Source organism: Mesorhizobium sp. (assembly GCF_005063415.1).
Classification (GTDB): domain Bacteria; phylum Pseudomonadota; class Alphaproteobacteria; order Rhizobiales; family Rhizobiaceae; genus Mesorhizobium.
Genome location: NZ_SUEG01000057.1, coordinates 1 through 23,841, shown reverse-complemented (window position 1 = coordinate 23,841; position 23,841 = coordinate 1). Strand labels below are relative to the sequence as shown.

The following is a 23,841-nucleotide window of genomic DNA, read 5'->3' as shown; positions in this document are numbered from 1 at the left end:
TCCGGGATAATGCATCATTGGCCGAAGCAAAAAGCATAGGCCGGGCCTTCTCTCGTGATCTCGTTTGTGATTCCCAGCCCTTAGTGACTCCCAGCCCTTAGTGACTCCCAGCCCTTAGTGACTCAATGACAATGACCGATCCATCGAGCGCCCGTCCGATCCTGATGTTCGATTCCGGCATTGGCGGTCTCACCGTGCTGCGTGAGGCGCGCGTCCTGATGCCTGACCGCCGCTTCATATATGTCGCCGACGATGCGGCCTTCCCCTTCGGCGCCTGGGAGGAGCCGGCGCTGAGAACACATATCCTGGAGTTGTTCGCCAGGCTGCTCGATCGGTTTTCGCCGGCCATTTCGGTCATCGCCTGCAACACCGCCTCGACACTGGTCATCGATGCCTTGCGCGAGAGGTTTCCCGGCCACCCTTTCGTCGGCACCGTGCCGGCCATCAAGCCGGCGGCGGAACGCACGCGCTCAGGCCTGGTTTCGGTGCTGGCGACGCCCGGCACCGTCAAGCGCCAGTACACGCGCGACCTGATCAGCAAATGGGCGCAGAAATGCCATGTCCGCCTGGTCGGCAGCGACAGGCTGGCTGGATTGGCCGAAGCCTATATGCGCGATGGTTTTGTCGACGAGGAGGCCGTGCGCGCCGAGATCGCGCCGTGCTTCGTCGAGCATGACGGGTTGCGCACCGACATCGTCGTGCTTGCCTGCACCCATTATCCTTTTTTGGCCAACCGCATGCGCAAGACAGCACCTTGGCCGGTCGACTGGCTGGACCCGGCCGAGGCGATCGCCCGCCGCGCGCTCTCGCTGCTTGCCGATACCGAGGCCGGTTATCGCAGAGAGGCACTGCCGGAGGGCGCCGACCTTGCGTTCTTCACCTCGAACAGCGCCGATTTTCCGACGCGCCGGCTGATGCAGGGATTTGGCCTGGCGATATCCTGACCGCAGGCAATTGTCTCTTTGGGAACATCGCACCAGACAATGCGTTTTCCTCTCATTGGAAACGGGAGAAACCATCATGCCAGCCACCTCAAAAGCCCAGCAGAAAGCGGCCGGCGCGGCATTGTCAGCCAAGCGCGGCGAGACCAAGAAGGGCGCGCTCAAAGGCGCGTCGAAGGGAATGTATAAATCCATGAGCGAAAAACAGCTCGAGGAATTCGCCGAGACCAAGCGCAAGGGCCTGCCGGAAAAGAAGTCGAAACACTGATCGACTGACCATTCTGGCCACGGATGCCGGTCAACAAAAGGCCCGCGGCTGAGCCGCGGGCCCTGAAGTCTCAACGGGCGAGGGCGAAAATTACCAGTTCCAGCCCCAACCGCAGCGCCGCACTTTGTAGCGGATGACCTTGCGATGACCGTGGCGCCATACCACCTTCTTCTTGACCACGATGCGGCAGACCTGGTGATGCCTGTGCCCATGCCAATGCCGGGCCTGCGCCGGCTCGGGCGCGACCGCCATCGTGCCGGCCATCACCGCGGCGCCTACCAACGTAAGGAAGAACTTCTTCATGCGAATTCCAGCTCCTCTGACTTCAGTCCCTTCCTGATGCCGCTGGCGCAACCTCCCGCCACATCCGGCACGTTCTACAACCATAACACTACCCGGTTCGGCGATTCGCGCCAGCCAGAAGCTTGACAGCGGTTAAATCTCCGTTTAACCAGCCGACCAACACCGGGCCGCAATGCCCGGTGGTTTTCTTTATGTGTGCAAGACGTTTGGGAAGCCGGTTTTACTTTTCCTATGTCTTGTTTGAAATGACGTGTCCCGTGGGTTTTCCGTCGCGTTGCGTGGAAAACCCTGTCAGGTCTCGAAAACGGAGGCCAGAGGAGGGCGCGTTTCCTTCACCCGGACCATGAGGTTCCGGGTGTGTTGTTTTGAAAGGGAATGCGATGAGCAAGCGCGAATCCGCGAAGTACAAGATCGACCGCCGTCTCGGCGAAAACATCTGGGGCCGCCCGAAGTCCCCGGTCAACAAGCGTGAATACGGTCCCGGCCAGCATGGCCAGCGCCGCAAGGGCAAGCTTTCCGATTTCGGCCTGCAGCTGCGCGCCAAGCAGAAGCTGAAGGGCCACTATGGCGACGTTTCGGAAAAGCAGTTCCGCAAGGTCTATGAAGAGGCGGACCGCCGCAAGGGCGACACCTCGGAGAACCTGATCGGCCTGCTCGAATCGCGTCTCGACGCGGTCGTCTATCGCGCCAAGTTCGTGCCGACAATCTTTGCGGCGCGCCAGTTCGTCAATCACGGCCACGTCAACGTCAACGGCAAGCGCGTCAACATCGGCTCGTACCGCTGCAAGCCGGGGGACGTCATTGAAGTGCGCGAGAAGTCGAAGCAGCTGGTCATCGTGCTGGAATCGGTGGGCCTGGCCGAGCGCGACGTGCCCGATTACATCGAGGCCGATCACAACAAGATGACCGCGGCCTTCACGCGCATCCCCGGCCTGGCGGACGTTCCGTTTGCCGTGCAGATGGAACCGAACCTGGTCGTCGAGTTCTATTCGCGCTGATCTGCGCGTTCGTCGCGATACAACCGAAGGCCGCCCATCGAGGCGGCCTTTTCTTTTTTCGTCCTTTTCCGGGACGTGATTCGGAAATCGATTTCGATTTTCGGTCCGATGCGCTACTGCGGGCGGCAACAGGACTTTAGGGCCGACGCGCCGTGAACATGCAGCCAGACGCCGAAACGCTCGAACCGGTCGCCGACGCCGAAGGCGGCTTTCATCCGCTGTTTGCCGATGTTCCGTCCTCCGTCGAGTTCAACAAGCTGCGCAAACGGCTGTTGCGGCTTGCCCGCCAGGCGATCGACGATTTCTCCATGGTGAGGCCCGGCGACCGTTGGCTGGTCGCTCTGTCGGGCGGCAAGGATTCCTACGGCTTGCTTGCCGTGCTGCTTGATCTCAAATGGCGCGGGCTGCTGCCGGTCGAGCTGTTGGCCTGCAATCTCGACCAGGGCCAGCCGAACTTTCCCAAGCACATATTGCCCGACTATCTCGACAGCCATGCCATTCCGCATCGCATCGAATATCAGGACACCTATTCGGTGGTCACCGACAAGCTGCCCGAAGGCAGCACCTATTGCTCGCTGTGCTCGCGGCTGCGGCGCGGCCATCTCTATCGGATTGCCCGCGAGGAGGGCTGCTCGGCGCTGGTGCTCGGTCATCACCGCGAGGACATACTGGAAACCTTCTTCATGAACCTGTTCCATGGCGGGCGCCTCGCCGCCATGCCGCCGAAGCTGCTCAACGACGAAGGCGATGTCATGGTGCTGCGGCCGCTCGCCTATTGCGCGGAAGCCGATCTCGAGAAATTCGCCGGCGCCATGAAATTCCCGATCATTCCGTGCGATCTGTGCGGTAGCCAGGAAGGCCTGCAACGCAACGCCATGAAGGCGATGCTCGACGACATCGAGAAGCGCATGCCCGGCCGCAAGGATACGATGATCCGCGCCATGAGCAATGTGCGGCGCTCGCATCTGCTCGACAGGACGCTGTTCGATTTCGCCACCCTCAACGATGCTCTTAACGCAAAGCAAGACGGTTCCCATGACATTTGACGACAGCGCGATCGACTGGCTTGCCGACCTTCTGTCGGACGCCGCCGTCGCCGAGATCATGCCGCGCTTTCGCCGGTTGAGCGAGGGCGACGTCCGCCGCAAGACCTCGGCCGCCGATCTTGTGACCGAGGCCGACGTGAATGCCGAACGGCTCATCACCGCCAGGCTGCGCCAGCGTTATCCCCACGCAATGATCGTCGGCGAGGAGGCCTGCTCCGACGACCCGACGCTGCTCGACGGTCTGGGCGATGCCGAACTCGCCTTCGTCGTCGACCCGGTCGACGGCACCTTCAACTTCGCCTCCGGCGTGCCGCTGTTCGGCGTCATGCTTGGCGTCGTGGTCAAGGGCGAGACGGTCGCCGGCATCATCCACGATCCGGTCGGCAAGGATTGGCTGATCGGCGTTAGTGGCGCCGGCAGCCATATCCGCCATGCCCATGGCAATCTGGAAAAGGTCCATGTCGCCAAACCGGCGCCGATGTCGGAAATGACCGGTGCGGTCTCATGGCACTATGTGCCCGAGCCGGACCGCTCACGTTTGGCGCGCAACCAGACCAAGTCGCTATCGCAGTTCAATTATCGCTGCGCCGCCCACGAATACCGCCTGCTGGCCAGCGGCCACGGCCATTTCGTCGTCTACAACAAGCTGATGCCCTGGGACCACCTGGCCGGCGTGCTGATCCATGCGGAGGCCGGCGGCCATGCCGCGCGCTTCGACGGCAGCGCCTATCTGCCATCGCATGTCGGAGGTGGCCTGCTGGTCGCGCCGGACCGGGAAAGCTGGCGAGAGCTGCGCCGCGAGCTCTGGGCGGAATAACTATTCACTGCCAAAGTTGTCCAATCTTGTGCGAAACCGGAGACCTCGAATGAAACCTCGGTCCGCAATTGTTGCAACGGCCTTTGCCCTTGCCTTGGTTGCCGGTGTCAATGAAGCAAGATCTGGGGAACGCGCATGTCGCAGTCCCGACCCCGTCGACACCATAGACGAGATGTTCTCCGCGATCGTCGCCTGCTGGGAGCCGCCGCCCGGAACCGCGGGCATGACACTGACGCTGCAGTTCTCAATTCGCCGAAACGGCACGCTTATTGGCAAACCGCGCGCCACTTACTCCCATCTAGGGGACGATGGCTCGCTCAACCGGGCCTTCGTGGCTTCCGTCCTCGAGGCGCTCGACAAGGCTCTCCCACTGCCCGTTTCGGACAGCATGGGTGGAGCAATCGCAGGACGTACGCTGTTCCCTCGCTTCACCGCGGTCAGTGAGGGTGCATCCTAGGCGCCCGGCAATGTGCATTAAACCGGCGGGTTATGCGGCTGGAATAGTCTGCCGCGCTCGGCCAGGAGGATCATCAGCAGCGCTGCCACCGACACGCTGCAGAACCCGGCGGCCAGCGGCGTGACCGTGCCGTTGAAGGCTTGGCCGATCAGCGTGCCGAGGATGCCGCCAAGAAATGTCTGCATGAACCCGAGGATCGACGAGGCAGTGCCGGCCAGGTGACCCAGCGGCTCCATGGCGAGCGCGTTGAAGTTCGCGCCGAGCGCGCCGAACGGGACCATGGCGCAGGCAAAGAAGGTAATGAAGAGCCAAAGCGGCATCTTCATTTCGATGGAAACGACCAGCCAGGCAAGGCTGATGGCCAGAAACAGCAGCAGCGCGCTTTGCGACAGACGGCGCATGCCGATGCGGCCGACGAGACGCGCGTTGAGGTAGTTCGAAAAAGCAAGCACGCCGGCAACCCCCGCGAAGATGACCGGGAACATCTCGCCGACATCGAACACGCTGACATAGATCTGCTGGGCCGAGGCGATGAAGCCGAACATGGCGCCGAAGATGAAGGTGCTGGCGAAGGCGTAGCAGAGCGCGATGCGGTTGGTAAGAACGATGCGGAAGCCGCCGATGATGGAGGACAGCGTCAGCGGCCGGCGATATTCAGGGTGTAGCGTCTCGGGCAGGCGCAGCAGCGACCAGGCAGACACGATCAGCGCGCCAGCCGCCATGGTGACGAAGATCACATGCCAGGTCGCAAACAGCATGATGAACTGGCCGATACCTGGCGCCACCACCGGAATGGCCATGAACACCATGAAGATCAAGGACATGACTTCGGCCATGCGCCTTCCGTCGAACGTATCGCGCACGATCGAGACGGCAATGACGCGCGTCGCCGCCGCGCCGATGCCTTGCACCGCCCGGCATAGCAGAAGCGTGGCGAATGACGGGGCGATTGCCGCAGCGCCGGCCGCCACGACGTAGATCACCAGCCCTGCGACAAGCGGCGCGCGGCGCCCGAAGCGGTCCGAGATCGGCCCGAAGAACAGCTGTCCGCCGCCAAAGCCAAGGATATAGGCGGTGACCACATATTGCCGGTGGTTTTCATTTTCGACGCCAAGCGAGGCGCCGATCTGCTGCAGCGCCGGCAACATGATATCGATGGCGAGCGAGTTGAGCGCCATCAGCGCCGCGCACAGCGCAATGAATTCCCAGCGCGGAATAGGCAAAGTGCTTGCCTTTTGCCGCGCTTCTACTTGCTGATCCACGGCCAGTCCGATCTTCAAACGAAAATGCGCCGGCGTGCCGACGCATCCATTCGTTCATCGCCCCGATAGCGGGCAGAACTTTTTGCCAAGCTGCCCCGGCGCTTAGCGCATGACCCCCGAAAATCGCAGTCGGAAGCTCATACGCAAAACAGAAGTCAGGCGGCGCCTTTGACGCTGACGCCCTTTTCGACGAGGAAGGTCTGCAATTCGCCCGCCTGGAACATCTCGCGGATGATGTCGCAGCCGCCGACGAATTCGCCCTTGACGTAGAGCTGCGGGATGGTCGGCCAGTTGGAATAGTCCTTGATACCTTGCCGCAGTTCGGCCGACGTCAGCACGTCGACACCCTTATAGTCAGCGCCGATGTAGTCGAGGATCTGCACGACCTGGCCGGAAAATCCGCATTGCGGGAAGCCGGGCGTGCCCTTCATGAAGAGAACGACGTCGTTGCCCTTCACTTCATTGTCGATGTAGTCATTGATGCCGCTCATGGAATACCCTTTCATGCCTGTGGGAGTCAGGCTCGAACATTACCCTTCAAATAAACCCATGGGTTGCGCGAAACAAGATGTTTGCCGCCTTGCCATGCAAATGGCGCAAAGGAACGTCTGATCTTGGGCCAAGAGCGTCGGCCATCATCTTCCCCGAGGCGCGATGAAAAGACGATATCTCGCCGGGTTCCTCCTCGCCGTTCTGGTCGCCGCATTGGTCTTGATCTGGTGGGCCAAGTCGCCGAGAGAGCCACCGCTGGTCGTCGGCGGTGAATTGCCGGCGCCGTGCCGCGATGCGAGCTTCGAGGCGGTCGCCTATGTCGTCTGCGAAATCGATCTGCGCCGCTATGACGTCGGTGTGTTCCACACGGGCCTCGACGGCAAGGCTTTCGGCTCGCTGGACAAATTCGACAAGGCGATGGCGGATCAGGGCCGCCCGGTGCTGCTCGCCATGAACGCCGGCATGTATCACCAAGACCTGACCCCAGTCGGCCTTCTCGTCGAAGACGGCCGGGAGAAGGCGCCGATCAACGTCGCCGACAGCGAAGGCAATTTCTTCCTGAAACCGAATGGCGTGTTCCTGGTCCGCAAGGACGGCAAGGCGGCGGTCATGGAGACAAGCGCCTATGCCGCGGCCAGGCCGGACGCGATGTTCGCCACGCAATCCGGCCCGATGCTGGTGGTCGATGGCCGGCTCCATCCCCGCTTCGAGCAGAACGGCTCGTCGCGCTATATCCGCAACGGCGTCGGCGTGCGTGACGAAAACACCGTCGTGCTGGCGATCTCGCGCTCTGAAGTCAGCCTCGGCAGCTTCGCACGGCTGTTTCGAGATGTGCTCAATTGCCCCAATGCGTTTTTCTTCGACGGGGTCGTTTCGGCGCTGTCGAGTGGCGAGCGGATGATTGTTGGTGGAAACTATCCGGCCGGGCCGATCATTGCCGTAACCGTTAAGAAGCTTGCGAGCCGGTAACTGGAAGGGAGTTTAGTCCGGCACGCTGGTCTGCAGGGCAAGCGCGTGCAGCACGCCGCCCATGTTGCCCTTCAGCGCGTCATAGACCATCTGGTGCTGCTGGACGCGGCTTTTGCCGCGAAAGCTTTCGGCCACAACCTCGGCCGCATAATGGTCGCCGTCGCCGGCCAGGTCGCGAATCGTCACCTTGGCGTCAGGAATGCCTTCCTTGATCAGCCGTTCGATGTCGTGGGCGTCCATTGCCATGTGAGGATTCCTTGTTCAGGTCGTGATCTCATAGATATGGTCGAAATGGCGGATGAACCACACGGAAAGGGCCCCGCTCGATCACATCACGGGTCCACGACCTCATTTGCCATGAAGCGAGGGAACCAGGATTCGTGGGCGGCGGTCAATTCGCTGACCGGTATCGCACGTGCCTCGCCCAGCTTCAGTTCGCTGCCGCCGGTCGAGCCGATCCACGGTGCGAAGACGCCGAGTTTGCTTTGCTGTTCGCGAATGGCGTCCCATTCCTCGCTCTGCGGATCGATCGACAGCGTCAGGAGATAGCGGCCCTGATCCTCGCCGAACCAGACCGGGATCGGATCTGTACCGATCAGGCCGGGGATGGTCGCACCGATGCCTGAGGCCATCGCCATCTCGGCCAGCGCCGCCGCAATGCCGCCATCGGAAACGTCGTGCGCAGCGGTAACCACGCCGGAGTCGATCAGGGCGCGCACATGGTCGCCGACGCGCTTTTCATGATCGAGGTCGACCGGCGGCGGCGGGCCGTCGGCGCGGCCATGGATGTCGCGCATATAGGCCGATTGGCCGAGATGCGTGCCCCATGTCGTCGGCGCGCCGACCAGCACGATCATCTGGCCTTCGGCGGCAAAGCCGATCCGCACCATTTTCGACCAGTCGGCAATCAGACCGACGCCGCCGATGGTTGGCGTCGGCAGGATGCCCTGTCCGTTGGTCTCATTGTAGAGGGAGACGTTGCCGGAGACGATCGGAAAGCCAAGCGCCCGGCAGGCATCGCCGATGCCTTTCACAGCACCAACCAGCTGGCCCATGATCTCCGGCCGTTCCGGATTGCCGAAATTGAGGTTGTCAGTGGCCGCGAGCGGCAGAGCACCGGTGGCGGTAAGATTGCGCCAGCATTCGGCAACCGCCTGCTTGCCGCCCTCGTAAGGGTCGGCCTCGCAATAGCGCGGCGTCACGTCGGAGGAAAAGGCGAGCGCCTTGGTCGGGTGGCCGTCGACGCGCACGACACCGGCGTCGCCGCCGGGAAGCTGCAGCGAATTTCCCTGGATCAGCGTGTCGTACTGCTCCCACACCCAGCGGCGCGAGGAAAGGTCCGGTCCGCCCAGCAGCTTGAGCAGTGCGTCGGCCACATCGGCTTGCGGTGCATCGCCGGCCAATGGCGCCGGCTTCTTCGGCTCGACCCAGGGACGGTCATATTCCGGCGCCTGGTCGCCGAGATCCTTGATCGGCAGGTTGGCGACCTCGTCGCCCTGGTGTAGCACGCGGAAGCGCAGATCGTCGGTGGTCTTGCCGACAATGGCAAAGTCGAGGCCCCATTTGTGGAAGATCGCCTCGGCCTGTTTTTCCTTTTCGGGGCGCAGAACCATCAGCATGCGCTCCTGGCTCTCCGAAAGCATCATCTCATAGGCGCTCATGCGCTCTTCACGCACCGGCACCTTGTCGAGATCGAGTTCGATGCCGAGGTCGCCCTTGGCGCCCATTTCGACCGCCGAGCAGGTGAGGCCGGCGGCACCCATGTCCTGGATGGCGATAACTGCGCCGGACGCCATCAGTTCGAGGCAGGCTTCGAGCAGGCATTTTTCGGTGAACGGATCGCCAACCTGCACGGTGGGCCGCTTCTCGTCGATCTTGTCGTCGAACTCGGCCGAGGCCATGGTGGCGCCGCCGACACCATCGCGCCCCGTCTTGGCGCCGAGATAGACGACCGGAAGGCCGACGCCCTTGGCCTCGGACAGAAAGATTGCGTCCGTCTTCGCGAGGCCCGCGGCAAACGCATTGACCAGGATATTGCCATTGTAGCGGGCGTCGAAATTGACCTCGCCGCCGACCGTCGGCACGCCGAAGGAATTGCCATAGCCACCGACGCCGGAAACGACGCCGGCAACGAGGTGCCTGGTTTTGGGATGGTCCGGCGCACCGAAGCGCAGCGCGTTCATCGCCGCGATCGGCCGCGCGCCCATGGTGAAGACATCGCGCAGGATGCCGCCGACGCCGGTCGCCGCCCCCTGATAAGGCTCGATATAGGAGGGGTGGTTATGGCTCTCCATCTTGAAGACGACGCAGTCGCCGTCGCCGATGTCGACTACGCCGGCATTCTCGCCCGGGCCCTGAATGACTTGCGGCCCGGTGGTCGGCAGCGTGCGCAGCCATTTCTTCGAGGATTTATAGGAACAATGCTCGTTCCACATGGCGGAAAAAATCCCGAGTTCGGTAAAGCTCGGCTCGCGCCCGACCAGGTCGAGGATGCGCTGGTACTCGTCGGGCTTCAGCCCGTGCGCTGCAATGAGTTCCGGGGTGATCGGCACGGAATTGGAAATGGTCATGATCGGCAATTTGTGTCCTTGGGATCGAGTCCCGTCTTATCGCAAGCTTTGCAGCCGATACACCCCGTCGGATGACTAAAACGACGGAAAGCAACAGCTGACCGCAGGTAGCGAAAGATCGCCACTCGACCCGCCGGTTTCAAGCCGGTTCAGGAAAAGCTGTCGTAGCCGGCGCGGCCTTCGTCCAGAAGCCGCCGGATCACCGCGACGCCGTGCGCGATATCGTCCCGCTGTCGCGGCTGCGAGATGCCAAACCGCACGCCGTGAAAGGCCTGTTCGGAACGCCCGGCCTTGAACTCGTCCTCGTCGTCGATGAGCACGCCATGTTCGAGGCAAGCCTGTTTGAAAGTGCCGGAAAGCCATGGGTCGGGCAAAGTGAGCCAGACGAACGGCACATTGTCCAGCGCCTTGAAGTCGAAGCCGTCGAGTGTCTCGCGCACGATCGCGATGCGCGCACCGATCTCGCTAATGCTGCGCTTGCGCATCTCGGCGGCCTGACCGGACAGCACCAGCCGGCAGCCCACCTCCGCCAGCAGAAAGGGCAAGCCGCCCGTCATCATCTTGTGTGCAACCCGGATGCGGTGACGATAGGCCGGCGGGCAAGCGAGCCAACCGCCGCGAACACCCGCCGCAACCGATTTCGACAGGCCGCCGGCAACGATGGTCCGTTCGGGAGCATATTCGGCCATTAAGGGCGTTGGGTCGTCGGTCAGTCCGCCATAGAGATCGTCCTCGATCAGGACGACGTTATATTGACGGGCGACACGCGCGATTGCCTCGCGGCGCGATGCCGACAGCGTTATCAGCGTTGGGTTCTTGGCCGTCGGCATCAAAAACATCATCTTCGGATGCTTTTGTGCACAGACGCGTTCGAAATCCTCGGGATCGATGCCCTCATCGTCAGCCGCCACCAATGCGGTCCTGCGACCGATAAGGCCGGCGCTGCGGGAAATCTGCGAATAGGTGAGGTGTTCGAAGACGACATAGTCGCCTGGGGCGGTGAGCCCCGCAATGGTTGCCATCACCGCGGCGTGGGTGCCGAGCGTGGGAACGATTGCATCTGCGGCCGGGCGAAAGGAGTTGCGTGACAGCCAGCGCCTGCCGGCTTCGAACCAGCGGTCCGGGAAATCACGTGTGTAGCTTGAAATCTCATGCGGATGGTCTTGCGCCGTGCGTGTCAACACATCGGCGACGATGGCACCCTGGCCGACATCCGGTGCGGCCGTGCTATCGAAGCGCAGCTTGTCGCCGGGCGCATCCATATAGCGCGTGCCTTGTTCGACCGGCCCCAGGAACTCCGGCTTCGCGCTCTCCGACTGTTGAGCGAGAACATAGGTTCCGCGGCCGACCTCGCCGCTCACCAATCCCCGCTCGCGCAGCAATTGATAGGCCCTGCCGACCGTGCCGACGGTCGTGCCGATGTCGTATGCCAGATCGCGCTGCGGCGGCAGCTTTGCCCCTGCACCGATCAGGCCGCGGTCGATGTCCGTCTCGATGGAATCAGCAAGCCGCTGATAGAGCGGGCCGGTGCCGGCGGTAAGGTCTGGAAGCCAAGTTGTCATGGTGACAATTTTGTACATTGCACCGAATTTGGAGTCAATACATATGAAGCGGGCCGTACTAAACGGCACAATTGCAATCTTGGCAGAAAGAAAATGGGTACAATAGAGACAATCCGCTACGCGGCAGTTGAATTGACCGGAAGCCGCTCGTCGGGCCGGAGATCCTATATTCGCCGGCTCGTGCAAGTGGTCACGTCATTCGTCCGATGGATCGACTGCCTGCTGGATCGCCGGCGCAGTCGGCTAGTCCTGCTCGAGATGACCGACGCCCAGCTCAAGGATATCGGCATTTCGCGCTGCGATGCCCATCGTGAGGGTCTGAGGCCGTTCTGGGACTGAGCCGCCACGCTGGTCATCGCGGAGATGCGACCTCCTTCTTGCCTTCACAGGCTTCCCACCTGCGACACCTCCGATGAATAGGGGTATTGCTGAAAACAGCTATTTCACCTATTTTCGGGCGTGAAGGAGATTGCCATGGCGAGTTTCACGCTCACAGATCTCGGCAATAAGTCCGGCGAGGTCGTCGAGGCTGCGTTCCGTGGTCCCGTCGACATCACCAAGCGCGGCAAGCGAAAGTTCGTGCTCCTGACGGCGGAGCAGTTCGACCGCATCACCGGCCGCAGCGCTCAGCGGGCACACCGCGTTGAGGATCTGTCGGCCAAGGAACGCGACGAGCTTCTAGCCGGCCTCGACGCAATCGCGCGAGATGATGTCCGGGATGACTGAGCTTGGTCACGGACAGATCATTCTCTACTCCTATCTGTGGGCAAGGGAATATGACCGCGGCGAGGAGAGCGGACGCAAGGCGCGGCCGACTTGCGTCATGCTGATCGTTGCCGGTAAGAATGGCCGCAAGCAGGCCCTGCTCTTTCCGATCACGAGTCAGCCGCCACGCCCTGACGCATACTATGTCGAGATTCCTGAGACGGAGGCCCGTCGCGCCACGCTCTATACGCCAGCCTGGGTTATCGTCGATGAATTCAACACCGATGATCTCGCGACGAGCTGGGCGCTCGAGGATGCCAAGCCGCTTGGCCAATTCACGCGCAAGTTCATGTCACGGATCGCCGGTGAAGCTGCTGCGGCGATCCGTGCAGGCGCCGCGCGAACCGTGCCAAGACGCTAAAGGCGGCCAGGGCGGGAGACGGACGCGTGCTGCCCTGATCCGCGTGACACCGTGGTCCACAAGCACCGCCACAATGCACAGCATCAGAAAAAGCCCGGTGATGGCCAGAGCTGAGACGGCGACGCTGGCCGCACCGTGTTTGGAGACGTCGAGGAACGGGTAGGGCACTTCGCCGGCGATCGGCGCCCGCAGCAATGCGTAGGCCAGATAGGCGATCGGATAGATCATCCACCAGGAGATGTCGCGCCACCGCGTCGAGCCGTCGGCGCCCGCCACAAGCCACCACAGCACGAACAACAGCGGCGTCACATAGTGCAGGAGGACATCGCAGAGCAGAAACAGCCCTTTCGGCTGCCAAAGCTGCGCCAGGACCGCTGCATAAACGATGAGGACCAGTGTTATGGCGACGGCTACGCCCGCCCGCATCCGTGGCGCGGCAAAGGCCGGAAACCAGGCATAACCCGTCGACGACAGCAACGAGGCATTGACGAGCACCGCGCCGATGTTGGTCAGGATGGTGAAGAAGCTGAAATAGAAGACCAGCGAGCCTACAAAACCGCGGCCGGCTTCCATTGACGCCGGGACGGTGATGCAGAGCTGCAGGACGAGCCCGGCCAGGCCGACGACCAGACCAGTGATCTGCAGCAACCGACCCATTGGGCTAGGCAGCAGCGCCGCAGGCCGGATTGCCCGCCTGCCAGCGGGCAATGTCCGACCTGATGCGCGCGCCAAGCGGTTCCGCCATCAATGGGCCGAACACGTCGACGCGGCTCGAATTGCCTTGCGCCTGCACGACCAGCAACGGCTTTCCGCCATAATGTTTGGCCGGCACCAGCAGGAAGCGCGGCGTGCCGCTGAACGAATTCAGTTCGTTGGCCATTTGATATTGCTTGAAGGCAGGGTCCTTGCTGGCGATCCAGCATTTGTGGGCTGCGATCGCCACCTGTTCCATGGCAAGCAGTGACGCGCTCTTGCCCGCCGGCGCCGGCGTACTCTTCGGGCCAGACTGGCAGGAGGCGAGTACAAGACCGGCGGCAGCGGCGAGGGCGAGGCGCGTGGTCGTCGGTCTCATGTTCAAGCGGCGCCCATCTCGAGTTCGGACAGAAAGATCTTCAGACCGTCTGTCATCTCACCCCAGACGCGCGACAGCGCCGGATGCTGCAAGGCGATTTGCTCATAGGCATCGAATTTCGGATAGGCGTCAAGCAGGTCGGGGCGGCCGATCGTTGTCCTGAAATTGTTGAAGACGAAGCGGGTCGGCGTCAGCCAGGCATCGGCAAAGGAGATATCGTCGCCGAGCGCGAACGGGCCATGCGCCATGCGGGCCTCGATTGCCGCAAGCCCGTGATGCAATCGGGTGAACTGTGCCTTGATCTCCGCCTCGTTGCGCTGCGGCACGAAATAGAGCTCGAACAGCTTCATCATCGGCGCGAGCACGTCGAGGTCGGTGATGCGGGCGAACATGCGCACCAGCGCCCGGTCCTTCGAATCGTTGGGCAGCAGTGCGGGCTCGGGAAAGCGCTCCTCCAGATATTCGGCAATGACCACGGATTCGACGATCGTTTCGCCCGAGCCGGTGATCAGCACCGGAATCCTGTTGAGCGGCGAGATGGCACGAAATGCCTCGGGGATGGGAAACCCCGGCGGCGGTGCAATGAGCTTGAGCGGCACGTTCTTGATGTAGGCCAACGCCCGCACGATCGACGAATAGGGCGACAACGGCCGCGAATAGAGTTTCATGACCGTCGCTCCAGGAGGAAAATTGAAGGCATCAAGCGGCGATGCCCAGCGCGCTTTCGAACAGCGCCCGACCGTCGCTGCCGCCATGTGCGGCTTCGATCAGGTTTTCGGGATGCGGCATCAGGCCGAGCACATTGCCGTGGCCGTTGACGATGCCGGCAATGTCATTGATCGAGCCGTTGGGATTGCTGCCTTCGGCATAGCGGAACACCACCTGGCCTTCGCCTTCGAGGCGGGCCAGCGTTTTCGCGTCGGCAAAATAATTGCCGTCATGGTGCGCCACCGGCGCGCGGATGACCTGGCCCGGCTGGTAGCGGCGGGTAAACATCGTGTTGGCGTTAGCGATCTGCAGCTTCACCTGACGGCAGACGAATTTCAGTGAAGTGTTGCGCATCAAGGCACCCGGCAGCAGGCCTGCCTCCACAAGGATCTGGAAGCCGTTGCAGACGCCGATGACCGTGACGCCCTTGGCCGCTTTTTCGGCTACAGCCCGCATTACCGGCATGCGCGCGGCAATGGCGCCGCAGCGCAGATAATCGCCAAAGGAAAAGCCGCCGGGAATGGCGATCAGGTCGACGTCGGGAATTTCAGTGTCGGTCTGCCAGACGGTAACCGGTGGCGTGCCGGAAATCTTGGTCAGCGCCGCGATCATGTCGCGGTCGCGATTGAGCCCGGGGAGCAGGACGACGGCTGATTTCATTTTGGTTCGTAGAGCCTCTGGGCTTCGGCGAGTTCGCGCAATTCTAGGCGGTGTTCGATATGTTCGAGGCGATCGTCCTGCCGCGCCAGCACGCCGTAAATGTTCTTCACATCGCCCTCGGTGGCGACGAGATGACCACGGATCGAACCCAACTCGGACTTTACCTCGCCAAGTGTCAAATCCATCGTGTCCACCCGCAACTGAATGGATTTGAGGACTTCAAAAATCAGGCTTCCATTGATCTCGGTCATATACCCTCCGGCACAACCTCAGGTAATGGCCACACTATAATTCTCAATCACCGTATTCGCCAGAAGCTTGTCGCACATGGCTTTCAGATCCGCCTCGGCCTTGGCCCTGTCGCCCTCGGCAAGCTCGATATCGAAAACCTTGCCTTGCCGCACCTGGCCGACGCCGCCGAAACCCATTCCGGAAAGCGCATGCTCGATTGCCTTGCCTTGTGGGTCGAGCACGCCGTTCTTGAGGGTTACGGTAATGCGGGCCTTGATCACGCTGGACATGCTCCTGTTCACCTGTTGAGCGGGCAAGCCGTCAGTGCGGCTTGCCTTTGACACCGTCGGTCGATGCGACGAGCACCGGTCCGGCAGGGCGCGGCGGTTCGTTCTCGTTCATGATCCCGAGGCGGCGGGCAACTTCCTGATAAGCTTCGACGAGCCCGCCCATGTCGCGGCGGAAGCGGTCCTTGTCGAGCTTGTCCTGCGTCGCCACGTCCCACAGCCGGCATGAGTCCGGCGAGATCTCGTCGGCGACGACGATGCGCATCATATCGCCTTCGAACAGGCGGCCGCATTCGATCTTGAAGTCGACGAGCTGGATGCCGACACCCATGAACAGACCGGACAGGAAGTCGTTGACGCGAATGGCCAGCGCCATGACATCGTCGATCTCCTGCGGGCTCGCCCAGCCGAAGGCGGTGATATGCTCTTCCGATACCATCGGATCGTCGAGCGCATCGGCCTTGTAGTAGAATTCGATGATCGAGCGCGGCAGCACGGTGCCTTCCTCGATGCCCAGGCGCTTGGCCAGCGAGCCTGCGGCGACGTTGCGCACCACCACTTCGAGCGGGATGATCTCGACTTCCTTGATCAGCTGCTCGCGCATGTTGAGCCGGCGGATGAAGTGGGTCGGAATGCCCATCCGGTTGAGATGATTGAAGATGTGTTCGGAAATGCGGTTGTTGAGCACGCCTTTGCCATCGACGATTTCATGCTTCTTCTTGTTGAAAGCGGTAGCGTCGTCCTTGAAGAACTGGATCAGCGTGCCAGGCTCCGGTCCCTCATAAAGGATCTTGGCCTTGCCTTCATAAATGCGGCGGCGATTTTTCATCTGATTTTTCTCTGGATTTGCGGGCAGGCGGCAAGCGACCAGTTCATGTCCGTCTGCCTAAAATAAGATGGCGACGGTGGGGTTCAATGCCGGTGTCTATCCCAATCGCACTGTTTGCTCAATCGGCAAATCCTTTCAATCAACCGCTTTCGGGGACCGAAATGCCGCAGCGCAGCAACCAATGTAGCATATTGACCGCCCGGCGCCCTTTTGGTTTGTGCTCCGGCAACACATATTGGCGCAACGAATCGGATTTCACGGAGGGATGCCATGAGCAGCATGAAAGACCGCGAAGAGGGCTTTGAGCGCAAATTCGCATTCGACGAGGAACTTCGGTTCAAGGCCGCGGCACGCCGCAACAGAGCGCTCGGCCTGTGGGCTGCCGAAAAGCTCGGCAAGTCAGGCGCTGACGCCGACGCTTATGCCAGGGAAGTGGTCGTCAGCGACATCGAGGAAGCCGGCGATCACGACGTTTTCCGCAAGATACGCAAGGATTTCGATGCGGCCGGCATCGACCAGTCGGACCATCAGATCCGCCGCACCATGGATGAATTGATGGCGCAGGCGATCGAGCAGATCAAGAACACCTGATCCTTCCGCCGGTATCGATCGAATGCTGGACCAATCGACCGCCCGGCCTAACCGGGCGGTTTTTCTTTGCCTTTACGGTCATTTCCGGCTGAATTGCTGCAGCCAAAGAGGAAATCACCAATGTCCCTGAAGTCACGCCTTGCGGCCGACGAGACGCTGTTCACTGCATGGTCCGGCGTGCCGGATGCCTTGACGGTCGAGATACTGGCCAGACAAGGGTTCGACGCGGTTACGCTCGACATGCAGCATGGTGGCCATCACGAGGACAGCGTGCTGCGCGGGCTTGTGCCGGTGCTGGCCGCCAACAAGCCGGCTTTGGTGCGCATCCCGGTCGGCCGCTTCGACATGGCCAGCCGCGCGCTCGACTTCGGCGCCGAGGCTGTGATCGCCCCGATGGTGAATTCGGTGGCGGACGCAAAGCTGTTTGCCGCCGCCATGAAATACCCGCCACTCGGCGAGCGCTCCTGGGGCCCGACCTATGCTTTTCCGCGCCATGGCAAGGGCGACTATGCCGACTGGCTGCGCGACAGCAACCAGCGCACCATGGCGTTCGCCATGGTCGAAACGCGCGCCGCGCTTGCTGCACTCGACGGCATTCTCGACACGCCGGGTATCGACGGCATCTTCCTCGGCCCGTCGGATTTCTCGATCGCCTGGTCGAAGGGGACCACCGTCAGTTCGACGCTGGAGAGCATGATGGAGACCGTCGCCTCGATCGCCGAGCGCACCCGCAAGGCCGGCAAGCATGCGGCGATCTATGTGATGGAACCGGCCATTGCCGGTCGCGTGGTGTCGATGGGCTACCGGCTGCTGGCGATGGGTTCCGAGCATTCGCTGATTTCGCTTGGGGCAAAGACCCTGCTGAACAGCGTCAGAGGCTCAATCGCTTCCTAGAGATCCGTCAGGAATTTCGCGAACGTCATCGATCCTTCGGGCCAGGGGCCAAAGCCGGAATCCGCGTTGAGATGGCCGGCATCGCCGGCGTCGATGAACAGCGAACCCCACGCCGCGGCAATGTCCTCGGCGACGCCGAAGGCGCAGAACGGGTCGTTGCGGCTGGCGATCACCACCGACGGAAACGGCAGCGGGTCGCGCGGATAGGGACCGAAGGTCATCAGGTGCCTCGGCTTTATCTCTGGATTGGCGACATCGGGCGGCGCCACGAAAAAAGCGCCGGCGACCGGCCGCTCAAACCGAGGCAAGGCCTGGATGACCGCGGCGACGCCAAGCGAATGGGCGACGATGACGACCGGCCGCTCGGCCTCGTTAACCGCCTTGGCGACACCGGACGTCCAATCCTCGCGCACCGGCTTCGACCATTCCGTCTGTTCGACGCGGCGCGCTGTCGACAGTTTCGACTGCCAGCGGCTCTGCCAATGATCGGGGCCGGAATTGGTGTAGCCCGGCACGATGAGAATATCTGCTTCCCTGACTTTCATGGCGCGCATGTAGCGAGAGGCGCTGTCGGGTGCAACCAGGTATGAACTCAACAGCGACACGCAAACGGCCTCTCACGAGCCCGGTTCTGCTCGCTATTGTGAACACCATGTTCGCTTCTTGCGCTCTTGTGTGAACGATCGCGATCGACGATCTGTCGCTAGAAAAGAATGGCTGTTCCGAGATTTTGGCACGGACACGGCGTAGAATGATTGATGGCGCCGGGTTCCTCCATTGGAAGCTTGTCGAGCGCCGCCTGAACGGAGCACTTTGATGAGCGAACTGCCTTTTGCCGCGACGACCCCGGTCAGCGTTGCCCGCGTCGGCTTGCGGGCGCGGGATGCAGAGAATCTCGCTGCCTACTATCGCAAAGTCGTCGGTTTGCAGGAACTGAGCCGCGCCGGCGGCACGATTACGCTCGGCGCAGTCAATCGCCCTTTGCTCGACATCGAAGCGGATCCGGCTGCGAAACCCGATGACCCGCGCAGCGCCGGTCTTTTCCACACCGCCTTCCTGCTACCCAGTCGGGCCGATCTCGGCCGCTGGATCAATCACGCCATCGCCGGCAAGATCGGCATCGAGGGCGCATCCGATCATCTGGTCAGCGAGGCGCTTTATCTTACCGACCCGGAAGGCAACGGCATCGAGATCTATGCCGACCGCCGCCCCCAGGATTGGAAATGGAACGGCGACAAGATAGCGATGGCGACGGAGCGGCTGAACATTCCGTCGGTCGTTGCCGAGGTGCCGGCCGGCGACACCGGCTGGCAGGGCGCGCCGGAAAACAGCATTATCGGCCACGTCCATTTGCGGGTTGGCAAGCCGGAAGAAGCCGAAGCATGGTGGCATCAGGAGTTCGGTTTCGACACCGTTGCAAAATACGATGGCGCGGCGGTGTTCCTGTCGTCCGGCGGCTATCATCACCACATTGGCGCAAATGCATGGCAGAGCGTCGGCGCCGGTCGCCGCGATCCCGCCCGCTCCGGCCTGGCCTGGGTCGAGATGCGTTCGGACAATGCCGCAAGCGAGACCACCCGCGAGGATCCGTGGGGCACGGTGATAAGGACGGTTCCCGGTAAGGCGTAGGCTAGAGGTTCGCCTTCTCAAGCAGGCGCCCAAGCATGAGCAGGCCCGCTGGCCATACGCCCAGGCCGGCCTCGTTCCCCATATGGCCAAGATCGCCGGCATCGGCGATATCCGCACCCCAGGCGGCGGCAAAAGCGGTCGCCTTGTCGAAGGTGACGCGTGGGTCGCTGCGGCTCGCCACCACCAATGTCGGGAAGGGCAGGCGCTTCAGCGGCATCGGCGCGAACGGGCGCACCGCGTCGAATGAGGGATCGGCATCCTCGACATTGGTCGCGGCAACCAGGAATGCCGCCGCGACCTTGTCGAGTTGGCTTTGACTGGCGCTAGCAGCCCACTTCACCGCCGTCGCCACCGCCAGCGAATGCGCAAGCAGCACGATGCGGCGCGGTGCCGCGGCCACCGCGGCATCTACCTGGCCGATCCAGTCTTCAGGCTTCGGCCGGTCCCACTCGGCCTGCAGCACGCGGCTCGAATTGGGGAACACCCGGCACCAATGCGACATCCAATGATCGGGCCCGGAATTGCCGCGCCCGGGCAGGGCAAGGAAATCGAAATCTCCGGCCGCCGAAATCATCAGGCTTCTCCAAACACTCGGCTGAAGATCGTATCGACGTGCTTGGTATGATAGCCCAAGTCGAATTTCTCGCGGATCTCGGCCTCGGGCAAGGCTGCGACAACGTCCTTGTCGGCCAGAAGTTCTTCAAGAAAATCAGCGCCTTGCTCCCAAACCTTCATCGCATTGCGCTGCACCAGCCGGTAGGCGTCCTCGCGCGAAACGCCGGCTTGCGTCAGCGCTAGCAGCACGCGCTGCGAATGCACAAGGCCGCGGAATTTGTTCATGTTCTTCAGCATGTTGTCGGGGTAGACGAGCAGTTTGTCGACAACGCTGGTCAGCCGTGAGAGCGCGAAATCGAGCGTCACCGTCGCGTCGGGCCCGATCATGCGCTCGACCGAGGAATGCGAGATGTCGCGCTCGTGCCAGAGCGCCACATTCTCCATTGCCGGCAATGCGAAGGAGCGCACCATGCGGGCAAGGCCGGTGAGGTTCTCGGTCAGCACCGGGTTGCGCTTGTGCGGCATCGCCGACGAACCCTTCTGTCCGGGTGAAAAGTACTCTTCTGCCTCGAGCACCTCAGTGCGCTGCAGATGGCGCACCTCGATCGCCAGCCGCTCGATCGACGAGGCGATGACGCCGAGAGTGGCGAAGAACATCGCATGGCGGTCGCGCGGGATCACCTGCGTCGACACCGGCTCCGGTTTCAGTCCGAGTTTCTTGGCCACATATTCTTCGACATAGGGGTCGATATTGGCGAAGGTGCCGACCGCACCGGAGATGGCACAGGTGGCGATGTCCTCGCGTGCGTGCACCAGCCTCTCGCGGCAACGCGAGAATTCGGCATAGGCCTGCGCCAGCTTGACGCCGAAGGTGGTCGGCTCGGCATGGATGCCATGGCTGCGGCCGATTGTGATCGTGTCCTTGTGCTCGAAGGCGCGGCGCTTGAGCGCCGCAAGCAGCCCGTCAATGTCGGCCAGGAGGATGTCGCTGGCACGGGTGAGCTGCACGGCAAAACAGGTGTCGAGAACGTCGGAGGATGTCATGCCCTGGTGGATGAAGCGGGCATCCGGCCCGACGAATTCGGCAAGATGGGTGAGAAAGGCGATGACGTCGTGCTTGGTGACGCGCTCGATCTCGTCGATCGCTTCGACATCGAACTTCGCCGCCCCGCCTTTCTCCCAGATGGTCTTGGCGGCCTCGTTCGGGATGACGCCGAGCTCGGCCAACGCGTCGCACGCGTAGGCCTCGATCTCGAACCAGATGCGGAACCGGGTTTCGGGCGACCAGATGGCCACCATTTCCGGCCGGGAGTAGCGAGGGATCATCAGTCGGTCCTGACTTGCGAGAGCATTTGCCCGCGTCCTAACAGAGGCAGGCAAAATGCTCAACGTTGCTGGCGCGCAAACCAGACACTGGTGACAGCGAGCGCAATGAAACCGAGCGGAATATACAGCCGGATGCCGAGGACGACGAACTGATAGAGTGCCGTCAACATCGTGAACACGAACTGGAAAGCCCAAGTGATGGTGAACGCGGGCGCATGCCATTGGACATAGTAGGAGCGGTATTGCAGCCCAAAGAGGGCGCCGGTGCAGGCGATCGTCGCTGCGAGAAGGCAGACGAAGGCGGCGGCGAGGGCAATCTCCCAGTGGCGTCCGAGCGAGACGAGCCGCGCCAGGAACAGCCCAACCGGGAAAGCCAGCGCACCGCCGGCAGCATAAACCAGCGCGACGAAGCGGATCTTTGCCGGGGTCTCCCAATCGTACTGCAGCAGATTGAGCAGCGCGCTGGCGCCCATCGCTGTGGCCCACAGCAAGGCACCGGCAAATGCGGTGCGCAGCGACGGCAGAGCGCGGCGGAGACGGCACAGAGCGCGATATCGCATGGCGGGGAACGTCACAGGCGGCCGGTCACCGCGATCCAGCGATAGTCCGGCCCTTCGAAGCCGTATTGGCGCACCGCGATCAGCACGGCATAGGCGCTGAGGCTATCCAGCGAAAATGTCTGAACCGCTCCGATCTGGTAGCCATTCGGACAGCCTCTGCTTTGCGGGATCGATTTGTCCTCGTGAATAATCCTCGTCAGGCCGCCGTCTCTCGCTTCGATGCGCAGCAGGCGAAAGCCATTGATCTCACCCTGGCTCTGGCAGCGTTCGGTGTCGTTCATGCCGATCTGGTCGAGCCGGAACTCGAGCGGATCGTCGACCGGCGAAAAGATCGGGCGCGGATTGACCACCATGCGGAAGGGGTCGGCAGAAAGCTCGGTCACCGGGTTGAAGCCGGCGGTGATGCCGCGATTTGCCGTGAGTTCCGCCTGACTGACGATCGCTTCGCCCTTTTGCCGGGCCTGCAGCCGCGCTGCGTCCACCGCGGCATTCTCGTCGTCGAGCCGGACACGGATCGGCGAACCCTTCAGGAAACTGTCGTCGGCCGTGTCGATATAATAGCGGTTCGCATAGGGAAATCCCGATCCGTCCTGGACGCCGTATTCCTCGAAGGCAAAGACCCCGCCATCACGGCTGAAGCCGAGGATCTCAAGCTCGGCGACATCGCCTGCGTGGGCGGCGGCCAAGGTTGCAAGCGGGGCAAGCAGGCAGACGGCAAACAGGGCAAGATTTCGCATGGGGCTTTCCATTCAGGCGGTCGACGCCGTTAAATTCCTATCACGATGCCGTCAAAAGATCGTGCTGACTGAAACACCAAGTCAGTGCATCCAATCCGGCCGTCGTTTGTTATTGTCGGCAGCTTCACCGCATCGTGCCTTCCGAAAATCAGGATCGATCTTCGGAAGGCACGGTGCATTGATTCAAAATGTTTAGAGCGTCCTTTGCGCGTTCAAAAGGACGAGCGGCGCTCTAAGGGAGACCCCCATGACAAATGCAGCCAAGATTCGTGAACGTATGGAAGTGATCGGCGCCGACGGCGTCCATGTCGGTACCGTCGACAAGGTTGACGGAGATCGTATCAAGCTGACCAAGCGCGACAGCGGCGAGGGCGCTCACAGGGGCCATCACCACTTCATTCCTCTCAGCCTTGTCGCCGAGGTCGAGGGCCAGAAGGTGCGGCTCTCAGCAAACTCGGATGTTGCGGTCACGTTCGAAGAAGAAAAATCCGAACCCACCTGATCTTAAGTCCAGTCTGATTACGGCTCACCCGAATGAGCGTGGCGCGGTCAGCGCGACGACCAGACCGGGAACAGATCGCCCTCGGCCGGCGTCGCGGCAAAGACGCCGCGGCTGATGGCGCGCGCCATCGTGGCGCCGGCCGCGGCGTAGAGATCGATGGCATCGTTGGGTGCGAGCTCGATGCCGCTCTTGCCCGTTGCCAGCGCGAAGACCAGATCGCCGTCTGCGGGCGTGTGCGTCGGCCAAATGGCACGGACAAAGCCGTCATGCGCTGATATCGCCAGGCGTTTCGCGGCGGCCTTGGTGAGTACCGCATCGGTGGCGATCACGGCGATGGTCGTGTTGGCGCCGGTTTCCGCCTGCTCTGCGGCATGCTTGTCACGAAACTTCAGCAGGATCTTTTTGGCATCGTCAGGCATCGGGTGGGGATAGCCTAAGCCGCCGAACTC

33 protein-coding genes are annotated in these 23,841 nt (G+C 62.0%); 14 read left to right on the top strand and 19 right to left on the bottom strand.

Annotated features, from left to right (window positions below):
* The first annotated feature begins 131 nt into the window (after positions 1-131).
* Positions 132-944, top strand: coding sequence for a glutamate racemase (gene murI / locus E5W70_RS16690; RefSeq protein ID WP_292659837.1), 813 nt, complete (start codon positions 132-134; stop codon positions 942-944).
* 76 nt (positions 945-1,020) lie between these two features.
* Positions 1,021-1,209 carry a DUF3008 family protein gene (locus tag E5W70_RS16685; RefSeq protein WP_023674705.1) on the top strand — a complete coding sequence of 63 codons (189 nt, stop codon included), beginning with the start codon at positions 1,021-1,023 and terminating at the stop codon, positions 1,207-1,209.
* A 90-nt stretch (positions 1,210-1,299) separates the two neighbouring features.
* Here E5W70_RS16685 and E5W70_RS16680 read toward each other — a convergent pair whose 3' ends face one another.
* Positions 1,300-1,512 carry a hypothetical protein gene (locus E5W70_RS16680; RefSeq protein ID WP_023674706.1) on the bottom strand — a complete coding sequence of 71 codons (213 nt, stop codon included), beginning with the start codon at positions 1,510-1,512 and terminating at the stop codon, positions 1,300-1,302.
* 380 nt (positions 1,513-1,892) lie between these two features.
* On the opposite strand from E5W70_RS16680, the gene rpsD reads away from it, so the two are divergent.
* From rpsD to E5W70_RS16660, 4 genes are all read left to right on the top strand, one after another.
* Positions 1,893-2,510 (top strand): 30S ribosomal protein S4, encoded by a 618-nt coding sequence (gene rpsD, locus E5W70_RS16675; protein WP_023717376.1) that lies wholly within the window; start codon positions 1,893-1,895, stop codon positions 2,508-2,510.
* Positions 2,511-2,668: 158 nt separating this feature from the next.
* Positions 2,669-3,556 carry a tRNA 2-thiocytidine(32) synthetase TtcA gene (gene ttcA, locus E5W70_RS16670; protein WP_292659855.1) on the top strand — a complete coding sequence of 296 codons (888 nt, stop codon included), beginning with the start codon at positions 2,669-2,671 and terminating at the stop codon, positions 3,554-3,556.
* Complete coding sequence (locus E5W70_RS16665) at positions 3,546-4,373, top strand: inositol monophosphatase (RefSeq protein WP_292659834.1); 828 nt, start codon at positions 3,546-3,548, stop codon at positions 4,371-4,373. Before ttcA ends, E5W70_RS16665 begins: the two co-directional genes overlap by 11 nt.
* A 49-nt stretch (positions 4,374-4,422) precedes the next feature.
* Positions 4,423-4,830, top strand: coding sequence for a hypothetical protein (locus E5W70_RS16660; RefSeq protein ID WP_292659832.1), 408 nt, complete (start codon positions 4,423-4,425; stop codon positions 4,828-4,830).
* A gap of 17 nt (positions 4,831-4,847) precedes the next feature.
* Here E5W70_RS16660 and E5W70_RS16655 read toward each other — a convergent pair whose 3' ends face one another.
* Together E5W70_RS16655 and grxD are read right to left on the bottom strand one after the other, a co-directional pair.
* Positions 4,848-6,047, bottom strand: coding sequence for a multidrug effflux MFS transporter (locus tag E5W70_RS16655; protein WP_292659853.1), 1,200 nt, complete (start codon positions 6,045-6,047; stop codon positions 4,848-4,850).
* 200 nt (positions 6,048-6,247) lie between these two features.
* Positions 6,248-6,583, bottom strand: a complete 336-nt coding sequence (gene grxD, locus E5W70_RS16650) for a Grx4 family monothiol glutaredoxin (protein ID WP_023674712.1) — start codon at positions 6,581-6,583, stop codon at positions 6,248-6,250.
* A gap of 163 nt (positions 6,584-6,746) precedes the next feature.
* Here grxD and E5W70_RS16645 point away from each other — a divergent pair, with 163 nt between their 5' ends.
* Positions 6,747-7,553 (top strand): phosphodiester glycosidase family protein, encoded by an 807-nt coding sequence (locus tag E5W70_RS16645; RefSeq protein ID WP_292659831.1) that lies wholly within the window; start codon positions 6,747-6,749, stop codon positions 7,551-7,553.
* A 12-nt stretch (positions 7,554-7,565) separates the two neighbouring features.
* On the opposite strand, the gene E5W70_RS16640 is transcribed toward E5W70_RS16645, so the two are convergent.
* The 3 genes from E5W70_RS16640 to E5W70_RS16630 form a co-directional block, all read right to left on the bottom strand.
* Entirely contained in the window at positions 7,566-7,799 is a 234-nt protein-coding gene (locus tag E5W70_RS16640) for a BolA/IbaG family iron-sulfur metabolism protein (protein WP_023674714.1), read from the bottom strand.
* Between the two features lie 86 nt (positions 7,800-7,885).
* A complete protein-coding gene (gene purL / locus E5W70_RS16635; RefSeq protein WP_292659852.1) occupies positions 7,886-10,123 on the bottom strand; it encodes a phosphoribosylformylglycinamidine synthase subunit PurL in 2,238 nt (745 codons plus the stop codon).
* Positions 10,124-10,272: 149 nt separating this feature from the next.
* Positions 10,273-11,685, bottom strand: coding sequence for a PLP-dependent aminotransferase family protein (locus tag E5W70_RS16630; RefSeq protein ID WP_292659829.1), 1,413 nt, complete (start codon positions 11,683-11,685; stop codon positions 10,273-10,275).
* Positions 11,686-11,778: 93 nt separating this feature from the next.
* Here E5W70_RS16630 and E5W70_RS16625 point away from each other — a divergent pair, with 93 nt between their 5' ends.
* From E5W70_RS16625 to E5W70_RS16615, 3 genes are all read left to right on the top strand, one after another.
* Positions 11,779-12,024 carry a DUF1127 domain-containing protein gene (locus tag E5W70_RS16625; RefSeq protein ID WP_292659828.1) on the top strand — a complete coding sequence of 82 codons (246 nt, stop codon included), beginning with the start codon at positions 11,779-11,781 and terminating at the stop codon, positions 12,022-12,024.
* 135 nt (positions 12,025-12,159) lie between these two features.
* Positions 12,160-12,411, top strand: a complete 252-nt coding sequence (locus tag E5W70_RS16620) for a type II toxin-antitoxin system prevent-host-death family antitoxin (RefSeq protein WP_292659826.1) — start codon at positions 12,160-12,162, stop codon at positions 12,409-12,411.
* Complete coding sequence (locus E5W70_RS16615; RefSeq protein WP_292659825.1) at positions 12,404-12,811, top strand: hypothetical protein; 408 nt, start codon at positions 12,404-12,406, stop codon at positions 12,809-12,811. Before E5W70_RS16620 ends, E5W70_RS16615 begins: the two co-directional genes overlap by 8 nt.
* Here E5W70_RS16615 and E5W70_RS16610 read toward each other — a convergent pair.
* Genes E5W70_RS16610 through purC form a run of 7 tightly spaced genes read right to left on the bottom strand, consistent with a single transcriptional unit; the run spans position 12,743 to position 16,598 of the window.
* A complete protein-coding gene (locus E5W70_RS16610) occupies positions 12,743-13,468 on the bottom strand; it encodes a Pr6Pr family membrane protein (RefSeq protein WP_292659822.1) in 726 nt (241 codons plus the stop codon). The genes E5W70_RS16615 and E5W70_RS16610 overlap by 69 nt on opposite strands.
* Positions 13,469-13,472: 4 nt before the next feature.
* Positions 13,473-13,883: a hypothetical protein gene (locus E5W70_RS16605; RefSeq protein WP_292659820.1), complete on the bottom strand. Its 411-nt coding sequence runs from the start codon at positions 13,881-13,883 to the stop codon at positions 13,473-13,475.
* Positions 13,884-13,885: 2 nt separating this feature from the next.
* Entirely contained in the window at positions 13,886-14,551 is a 666-nt protein-coding gene (locus E5W70_RS16600; protein ID WP_292659819.1) for a glutathione S-transferase family protein, read from the bottom strand.
* 31 nt (positions 14,552-14,582) lie between these two features.
* The gene (purQ, locus tag E5W70_RS16595) at positions 14,583-15,251 is read right to left on the bottom strand and encodes a phosphoribosylformylglycinamidine synthase subunit PurQ (protein WP_292659817.1); all 669 of its coding nucleotides are present in this window, start codon (positions 15,249-15,251) and stop codon (positions 14,583-14,585) included.
* Positions 15,248-15,502, bottom strand: coding sequence for a hypothetical protein (locus E5W70_RS16590; protein WP_292659815.1), 255 nt, complete (start codon positions 15,500-15,502; stop codon positions 15,248-15,250). Before E5W70_RS16590 ends, purQ begins: the two co-directional genes overlap by 4 nt.
* An 18-nt stretch (positions 15,503-15,520) precedes the next feature.
* Positions 15,521-15,763, bottom strand: a complete 243-nt coding sequence (gene purS / locus E5W70_RS16585) for a phosphoribosylformylglycinamidine synthase subunit PurS (protein WP_292659850.1) — start codon at positions 15,761-15,763, stop codon at positions 15,521-15,523.
* Positions 15,764-15,803: 40 nt separating this feature from the next.
* Positions 15,804-16,598: a phosphoribosylaminoimidazolesuccinocarboxamide synthase gene (purC, locus tag E5W70_RS16580; protein WP_023674725.1), complete on the bottom strand. Its 795-nt coding sequence runs from the start codon at positions 16,596-16,598 to the stop codon at positions 15,804-15,806.
* Between the two features lie 270 nt (positions 16,599-16,868).
* Here purC and E5W70_RS16575 point away from each other — a divergent pair, with 270 nt between their 5' ends.
* Together E5W70_RS16575 and E5W70_RS16570 are read left to right on the top strand one after the other, a co-directional pair.
* Positions 16,869-17,189, top strand: coding sequence for a DUF1476 domain-containing protein (locus E5W70_RS16575; protein ID WP_023674726.1), 321 nt, complete (start codon positions 16,869-16,871; stop codon positions 17,187-17,189).
* A 120-nt stretch (positions 17,190-17,309) separates the two neighbouring features.
* Positions 17,310-18,083 (top strand): HpcH/HpaI aldolase/citrate lyase family protein, encoded by a 774-nt coding sequence (locus E5W70_RS16570; protein WP_292659812.1) that lies wholly within the window; start codon positions 17,310-17,312, stop codon positions 18,081-18,083.
* Here E5W70_RS16570 and E5W70_RS16565 read toward each other — a convergent pair.
* Positions 18,080-18,628: an alpha/beta hydrolase gene (locus E5W70_RS16565; RefSeq protein WP_292659849.1), complete on the bottom strand. Its 549-nt coding sequence runs from the start codon at positions 18,626-18,628 to the stop codon at positions 18,080-18,082. The genes E5W70_RS16570 and E5W70_RS16565 overlap by 4 nt on opposite strands.
* A gap of 271 nt (positions 18,629-18,899) precedes the next feature.
* Between E5W70_RS16565 and E5W70_RS16560 the strand changes: the two genes are divergently transcribed.
* The gene (locus tag E5W70_RS16560; RefSeq protein ID WP_292659811.1) at positions 18,900-19,712 is read left to right on the top strand and encodes a VOC family protein; all 813 of its coding nucleotides are present in this window, start codon (positions 18,900-18,902) and stop codon (positions 19,710-19,712) included.
* Position 19,713: 1 nt separating this feature from the next.
* On the opposite strand, the gene E5W70_RS16555 is transcribed toward E5W70_RS16560, so the two are convergent.
* Genes E5W70_RS16555 through E5W70_RS16540 form a run of 4 tightly spaced genes read right to left on the bottom strand, consistent with a single transcriptional unit; the run spans position 19,714 to position 22,890 of the window.
* On the bottom strand, positions 19,714-20,286 hold the full coding sequence (locus tag E5W70_RS16555; protein ID WP_292659809.1) for an alpha/beta hydrolase: 573 nt from the start codon (positions 20,284-20,286) through the stop codon (positions 19,714-19,716).
* Positions 20,286-21,593 carry an adenylosuccinate lyase gene (purB, locus tag E5W70_RS16550; RefSeq protein WP_292659807.1) on the bottom strand — a complete coding sequence of 436 codons (1,308 nt, stop codon included), beginning with the start codon at positions 21,591-21,593 and terminating at the stop codon, positions 20,286-20,288. Before purB ends, E5W70_RS16555 begins: the two co-directional genes overlap by 1 nt.
* Positions 21,594-21,652: 59 nt before the next feature.
* Positions 21,653-22,153, bottom strand: coding sequence for a hypothetical protein (locus E5W70_RS16545; protein WP_292659805.1), 501 nt, complete (start codon positions 22,151-22,153; stop codon positions 21,653-21,655).
* A gap of 11 nt (positions 22,154-22,164) precedes the next feature.
* On the bottom strand, positions 22,165-22,890 hold the full coding sequence (locus tag E5W70_RS16540; RefSeq protein WP_292659803.1) for a DUF2259 domain-containing protein: 726 nt from the start codon (positions 22,888-22,890) through the stop codon (positions 22,165-22,167).
* Between the two features lie 247 nt (positions 22,891-23,137).
* Here E5W70_RS16540 and E5W70_RS16535 point away from each other — a divergent pair, with 247 nt between their 5' ends.
* Entirely contained in the window at positions 23,138-23,392 is a 255-nt protein-coding gene (locus E5W70_RS16535) for a DUF2171 domain-containing protein (RefSeq protein WP_292659801.1), read from the top strand.
* Positions 23,393-23,439: 47 nt separating this feature from the next.
* On the opposite strand, the gene E5W70_RS16530 is transcribed toward E5W70_RS16535, so the two are convergent.
* A partial coding sequence (locus tag E5W70_RS16530) for a P1 family peptidase (RefSeq protein ID WP_292659799.1) occupies positions 23,440-23,841 on the bottom strand: 402 nt, incomplete at its 5' end.

Excerpts from the sequence above, each read along its gene's own strand:
- purC (WP_023674725.1), bottom strand. The coding sequence starts at position 16,598 with ATGAAAAATCGCCGCCGCATTTATGAAGGCAAGGCCAAGATCCTTTAT.
- E5W70_RS16625 (WP_292659828.1), top strand. The coding sequence starts at position 11,779 with ATGGGTACAATAGAGACAATCCGCTACGCGGCAGTTGAATTGACCGGA.
- E5W70_RS16615 (WP_292659825.1), top strand. The coding sequence starts at position 12,404 with ATGACTGAGCTTGGTCACGGACAGATCATTCTCTACTCCTATCTGTGG.
- murI (WP_292659837.1), top strand. The coding sequence starts at position 132 with ATGACCGATCCATCGAGCGCCCGTCCGATCCTGATGTTCGATTCCGGC.
- E5W70_RS16555 (WP_292659809.1), bottom strand. The coding sequence starts at position 20,286 with ATGATTTCGGCGGCCGGAGATTTCGATTTCCTTGCCCTGCCCGGGCGC.
- purL (WP_292659852.1), bottom strand. The coding sequence starts at position 10,123 with ATGACCATTTCCAATTCCGTGCCGATCACCCCGGAACTCATTGCAGCG.
- E5W70_RS16645 (WP_292659831.1), top strand. The coding sequence starts at position 6,747 with ATGAAAAGACGATATCTCGCCGGGTTCCTCCTCGCCGTTCTGGTCGCC.
- E5W70_RS16630 (WP_292659829.1), bottom strand. The coding sequence starts at position 11,685 with ATGACAACTTGGCTTCCAGACCTTACCGCCGGCACCGGCCCGCTCTAT.
- E5W70_RS16640 (WP_023674714.1), bottom strand. The coding sequence starts at position 7,799 with ATGGCAATGGACGCCCACGACATCGAACGGCTGATCAAGGAAGGCATT.
- purQ (WP_292659817.1), bottom strand. The coding sequence starts at position 15,251 with ATGAAATCAGCCGTCGTCCTGCTCCCCGGGCTCAATCGCGACCGCGAC.
- E5W70_RS16665 (WP_292659834.1), top strand. The coding sequence starts at position 3,546 with ATGACATTTGACGACAGCGCGATCGACTGGCTTGCCGACCTTCTGTCG.
- E5W70_RS16620 (WP_292659826.1), top strand. The coding sequence starts at position 12,160 with ATGGCGAGTTTCACGCTCACAGATCTCGGCAATAAGTCCGGCGAGGTC.
- E5W70_RS16660 (WP_292659832.1), top strand. The coding sequence starts at position 4,423 with ATGAAACCTCGGTCCGCAATTGTTGCAACGGCCTTTGCCCTTGCCTTG.
- ttcA (WP_292659855.1), top strand. The coding sequence starts at position 2,669 with ATGCAGCCAGACGCCGAAACGCTCGAACCGGTCGCCGACGCCGAAGGC.
- E5W70_RS16685 (WP_023674705.1), top strand. The coding sequence starts at position 1,021 with ATGCCAGCCACCTCAAAAGCCCAGCAGAAAGCGGCCGGCGCGGCATTG.
- rpsD (WP_023717376.1), top strand. The coding sequence starts at position 1,893 with ATGAGCAAGCGCGAATCCGCGAAGTACAAGATCGACCGCCGTCTCGGC.
- E5W70_RS16540 (WP_292659803.1), bottom strand. The coding sequence starts at position 22,890 with ATGCGAAATCTTGCCCTGTTTGCCGTCTGCCTGCTTGCCCCGCTTGCA.
- E5W70_RS16535 (WP_292659801.1), top strand. The coding sequence starts at position 23,138 with ATGACAAATGCAGCCAAGATTCGTGAACGTATGGAAGTGATCGGCGCC.
- E5W70_RS16560 (WP_292659811.1), top strand. The coding sequence starts at position 18,900 with ATGAGCGAACTGCCTTTTGCCGCGACGACCCCGGTCAGCGTTGCCCGC.
- E5W70_RS16605 (WP_292659820.1), bottom strand. The coding sequence starts at position 13,883 with ATGAGACCGACGACCACGCGCCTCGCCCTCGCCGCTGCCGCCGGTCTT.
- E5W70_RS16610 (WP_292659822.1), bottom strand. The coding sequence starts at position 13,468 with ATGGGTCGGTTGCTGCAGATCACTGGTCTGGTCGTCGGCCTGGCCGGG.
- E5W70_RS16590 (WP_292659815.1), bottom strand. The coding sequence starts at position 15,502 with ATGACCGAGATCAATGGAAGCCTGATTTTTGAAGTCCTCAAATCCATT.
- E5W70_RS16600 (WP_292659819.1), bottom strand. The coding sequence starts at position 14,551 with ATGAAACTCTATTCGCGGCCGTTGTCGCCCTATTCGTCGATCGTGCGG.
- E5W70_RS16680 (WP_023674706.1), bottom strand. The coding sequence starts at position 1,512 with ATGAAGAAGTTCTTCCTTACGTTGGTAGGCGCCGCGGTGATGGCCGGC.
- E5W70_RS16575 (WP_023674726.1), top strand. The coding sequence starts at position 16,869 with ATGAGCAGCATGAAAGACCGCGAAGAGGGCTTTGAGCGCAAATTCGCA.
- grxD (WP_023674712.1), bottom strand. The coding sequence starts at position 6,583 with ATGAGCGGCATCAATGACTACATCGACAATGAAGTGAAGGGCAACGAC.
- purB (WP_292659807.1), bottom strand. The coding sequence starts at position 21,593 with ATGATCCCTCGCTACTCCCGGCCGGAAATGGTGGCCATCTGGTCGCCC.
- E5W70_RS16565 (WP_292659849.1), bottom strand. The coding sequence starts at position 18,628 with ATGAAAGTCAGGGAAGCAGATATTCTCATCGTGCCGGGCTACACCAAT.
- E5W70_RS16545 (WP_292659805.1), bottom strand. The coding sequence starts at position 22,153 with ATGCGATATCGCGCTCTGTGCCGTCTCCGCCGCGCTCTGCCGTCGCTG.
- E5W70_RS16570 (WP_292659812.1), top strand. The coding sequence starts at position 17,310 with ATGTCCCTGAAGTCACGCCTTGCGGCCGACGAGACGCTGTTCACTGCA.